4 protein-coding genes are annotated in these 4,158 nt (G+C 32.4%); 2 read left to right on the top strand and 2 right to left on the bottom strand.

Annotated features, from left to right (window positions below):
- The first annotated feature begins 225 nt into the window (after positions 1–225).
- Positions 226–702 (top strand): DUF1761 domain-containing protein, encoded by a 477-nt coding sequence (locus N4A42_RS00950; RefSeq protein WP_294068642.1) that lies wholly within the window; start codon positions 226–228, stop codon positions 700–702.
- Positions 703–825: 123 nt separating this feature from the next.
- On the opposite strand, the gene N4A42_RS00945 is transcribed toward N4A42_RS00950, so the two are convergent.
- The gene (locus N4A42_RS00945; RefSeq protein WP_294068640.1) at positions 826–1,761 is read right to left on the bottom strand and encodes an SPFH domain-containing protein; all 936 of its coding nucleotides are present in this window, start codon (positions 1,759–1,761) and stop codon (positions 826–828) included.
- Positions 1,762–1,840: 79 nt separating this feature from the next.
- On the opposite strand from N4A42_RS00945, the gene N4A42_RS00940 reads away from it, so the two are divergent.
- The gene (locus tag N4A42_RS00940; protein WP_294068638.1) at positions 1,841–2,515 is read left to right on the top strand and encodes a hypothetical protein; all 675 of its coding nucleotides are present in this window, start codon (positions 1,841–1,843) and stop codon (positions 2,513–2,515) included.
- 87 nt (positions 2,516–2,602) lie between these two features.
- Here N4A42_RS00940 and gltX read toward each other — a convergent pair whose 3' ends face one another.
- A complete protein-coding gene (gene gltX, locus N4A42_RS00935; protein WP_294068636.1) occupies positions 2,603–4,120 on the bottom strand; it encodes a glutamate--tRNA ligase in 1,518 nt (505 codons plus the stop codon).
- Positions 4,121–4,158 lie beyond the last annotated feature (38 nt).

Genomic DNA, 4,158 nt, shown 5'->3' with positions numbered 1-4,158 from the left:
TTAGAACGTAATGAAGCTATCAATGATTTTATTACAAAAGCATTAGAAGATAAAAATGAATTATTAGTTACAGAAGCAAAGGTTATTTAATAAACTATGCATACTGAAATTTAAGATTTAACGAGATTAGTTTATTTCAATATCTCATTACAAAAACCTCTAAGATTTGATCCTAGAGGTTTTTTTGTAATTTTAAATCATACTAACTATAAAACAACTATTATCATGGAATTAAATTTTTTAGCTATTGTAGTGGCTGCTATTGTACCATTAGTCATTGGTGCTATTTGGTATAACCCAAGTGTATTAGGAACAGCTTGGATGAAAGCTTCTGGTATGACCGAAGAGAAAATGAAAGGAGGTAATATAGCCGTTATATTTGGCGTAACATTAGTTTTATCTTTTATGTTGGCATTTACCGTAAATGGTATGGTTATTCATCAGGTTGCAGCGCAACAATTAGCTTTTACAAATCCAGATGCAGCATCTTTTAAGGCTTTTATGGCAGAATTTGGTAATGTACATCGTAATTTTGGTCATGGAGCATTACATGGAACTATAGGATCTATATTTTTTGTACTTCCTGTTTTAGGAATTAATGCTCTTTTTGAAAGAAAAGGGTGGAAGTACATTCTTATTAATGTAGGTTATTGGACTATAACCTTAGCAGTAATGGGAGCTATACTTTGCGGATGGAAATAAATAATCATAAATAAGGCTAGCTAAAAAGAGTTTTAAACTGTTATTCTGAAACCAGTTCAAATTAACAAAACAATACTATTTTAGATAGCCTTATTATTTATATGCGCTGTTATTTATTAAAGATTATTCATCCTCTTTTTTCTTCTTATTACCAGCTTTCATGGCTTCACCAATTTGATTACTTGCCGTAAAACTTGCCACCATATTATTTAGCATATCACTACCAGCTTGTGGTGAATTAGGTAGTAAAATTAAGTTACTATTGGTCTCTTCACCAATAGATTGAAGTGTATCATAATGCTGTGTTACAACAATTAAAGCAGAGGCTTCCTGTGAGTTAATACCAACATTGTTTAATACTTCTACAGATTCTTCTAATCCACGAGCAATTTCGCGACGTTGATCTGCAATACCTTGTCCTTGTAAACGTTTGCTCTCTGCTTCTGCTTTTGCTTTTTCAACAATTAGAATACGTTGTGCATCACCTTCGTATTGTGCAGCAACTTTTTCACGTTCAGCAGCATTAATTCTATTCATCGCAGCTTTTACCTGTGCATCAGGATCAATATCAGTTACAAGTGTTTTAATAATGTCGTAACCATAGTTTAGCATAGCTTCGTTTAATTCCGTTTTAACAGCAATTGCAATATCATCTTTCTTCACAAAAACATCATCTAATTTCATTTTTGGCACTTCGGCACGAACTACATCAAATACATAAGAGGTAATTTGATCATGTGGATAATCTAGCTTATAAAAAGCATCATACACTTTATCTCTTATTACTTTATATTGAACAGACACCTTTAATCGCACAAATACATCGTCAAGAGTTTTAGTTTCTACAATAACATCTAGCTGTTGAATTTTTAAACTTAACTTTCCTGCAATACGATCTACTAAAGGAATTTTAATTTGTAAACCTGAATGACGAATACTTTGATAACGTCCAAAACGCTCAATAATAGCTGCGGTTTGTTGTTTAACAATAAAAAATGAAGAAATTAAAATGACGAGTCCAAAAAATATAATCGGAATCAAAAAAATAGGAAAATCCATAATAAAAATTTAAAAATGGTTAGAAATAAATGTAAGTACTAATTTAAGTTATATTTGTTTCAATTAGCTCTCAAATCTTATGAAAAAAATAGCTCACTTCTTATTAGTAGTTGTTAGTATTGCTTTTGTTACACAAAGCTATGCACAAAAGCGTTATGTTATTAAAAATGGATTTGCTCTTGGTGGCGGATTAACGCAGTTTGAAATAATTACAGACAATTTTGATACTACAGCAAGTAATGGTTGGCTTGTAAATGCTTCAGCTACTGGAGATTTACCTCATAAATGGTATAATATTAGTTATGGCATGCAGATATCTGAAAATAATCTTGAGGTTTCCGGATTACATTTTAATGAAGGTGTTTTTACAGAACAACAATTAGAATACAAGGTTTTTGCTGCTCAATTATCTATGTTACTTCACGCTAAAGCTATTAAAAATTTATTAACTATAGATTTTGGTCCAATGCTTCAGTATAATGGTAAATTAGAACTACAAAGCGAAGATCAAGACAATTTATTCCTTAGTTTAGATAACAATACTTTTGCAGCTGTTGAGCTTGAAGACATTTCACAGTTTAACGTTAATGGTGCTGTAGGAGCCACATTAGGATTTAGGTTTATTAAACTACGAGCGCAATACATATATGGTTTTACCAATATGTTGAATAAGTTAAATGATAAAGACCTAATTTCAGAGAAGTTTAAAGGCAACCAAAGCATGTTGACTTTTGCTGCTTTAATAACGTTTTAGTGTATTTTCAATAAGTGCTTCGATAAGCTCAGCATAACAAAATTATTTTGTCATGCTGAACTTGATTCAGCATCTACGAATTATATGTTATAATACCGAAATAGCGTTATCTATACGTTTTATAGATTCGTTTTTACCAATCATAAACATAATATCAAATACATCTGGCCCTTGTAATGCACCAACTAAAGCCAATCGTAAAGGCATCATCACTTTTCCAAAACCAATTTCGTTTGAGGTAATCCAACCTTTGATTGTATTTTGAAGGTTTTCAGCAGTCACATCTTCAATACCATCAACTAAACCTTTTACAGTTTCTAGAATCTCTTTTGTTCCTTCTTTAAAAGCTTTTTTAGAAGCTTTCTCGTCGTAATTTGTTGGTGCTACGAAGAAATAGCTCGTTAGGTTCCAAAAGTCGCTTACAAAGGTTGCACGCTCTTTTACCAAAGCGATAACCATTTCAATATAATCTTCATCGATATTAGCTAATTCAGGTTGTATGTTTTTAAACGCAACAGCTAATTCTGCATTAGATTGCTCTTGCATATAGTGATGGTTGAACCATTTGGTTTTATCAGGATCAAAACGTGCTCCAGATTTGTTGACTTTATTTAAATCAAAGGCATTTACTAAGCTTTCTAAATCGAATATTTCTTGTTCAGTTCCTGGATTCCATCCTAAAAATGCTAAGAAATTAACCACAGCTTCTGGAAAATATCCATCTTCTTTGTAACCTCTAGCAATAGCATTGGTTTTTGGATCTGTCCATTCTAATGGAAATACAGGAAATCCTAATTTATCACCATCACGCTTGCTTAGTTTTCCTTTTCCTGTTGGTTTTAAGATTAATGGCAAATGTGCAAATTCTGGTGCTTCCCAACCAAACGCATCATACAATTGAAAGTGTAATGCTAAAGATGGTAACCATTCTTCACCACGAATTACATGCGAGATTTCCATTAAATGATCATCAACAATATTTGCTAAATGATAAGTTGGCATACCATCTGCCTTAAATAAGACTTTATCATCTAGAGTATTAGTGTCAATTTTAATATCACCACGAATAATATCTTTTAAGTGTAAAGTCTCATCTTGAGGTGATAAAAAACGAATGACATAATCCTCTCCAGCATCAATTTTAGCTTGTGTTTCTTCAGGCGTTAAGACTAAAGAATTTACTAAACGTCCTTTCTCACGGTTGTGCCAATTGTAAATAAAAGTTTTGCCTTCAGCTTCGTGCTGCTTTCTATGTGCATCTAATTGCTCAGCAGTATCAAAGGCATAATAGGCTTTACCTTCAGCAATTAACTGATCTGCATATTGCTTGTATAAATGCTTACGCTCACTTTGTCTATATGGACCAAATTTTTCATTTAAACCTGGACCTTCATCAAAAGGAAAACCACACCATTCCAAAGATTTTACAATATAATCTTCAGCACCTTCAACATAGCGATTTTGATCTGTATCTTCAATACGAAGCACAAAGGTTCCGTTATGTTTTTTAGCAAATAAATAATTAAAAAGCGCAGTTCTTACGCCTCCAATATGTAAAGGTCCTGTTGGGCTTGGTGCAAATCGCACACGAACGTTGTTACTCATGTTTGTCATTTAATAAGGTGCAAAGATAATTTGATAAG

Origin of the sequence: Winogradskyella sp., from assembly GCF_025210595.1 — a bacterium.
Classification (GTDB): domain Bacteria; phylum Bacteroidota; class Bacteroidia; order Flavobacteriales; family Flavobacteriaceae; genus Winogradskyella.
The sequence above is the reverse complement of the archived record's forward strand: the minus strand, read 5'-3'. Positions and strand labels throughout refer to the sequence as shown.

Bases quoted from the DNA above. Each gene is read 5' to 3' on its own strand.
- N4A42_RS00950 (WP_294068642.1), top strand. From the start codon at position 226: ATGGAATTAAATTTTTTAGCTATTGTAGTGGCTGCTATTGTACCATTA.
- N4A42_RS00945 (WP_294068640.1), bottom strand. From the start codon at position 1,761: ATGGATTTTCCTATTTTTTTGATTCCGATTATATTTTTTGGACTCGTC.
- N4A42_RS00940 (WP_294068638.1), top strand. From the start codon at position 1,841: ATGAAAAAAATAGCTCACTTCTTATTAGTAGTTGTTAGTATTGCTTTT.
- gltX (WP_294068636.1), bottom strand. From the start codon at position 4,120: ATGAGTAACAACGTTCGTGTGCGATTTGCACCAAGCCCAACAGGACCT.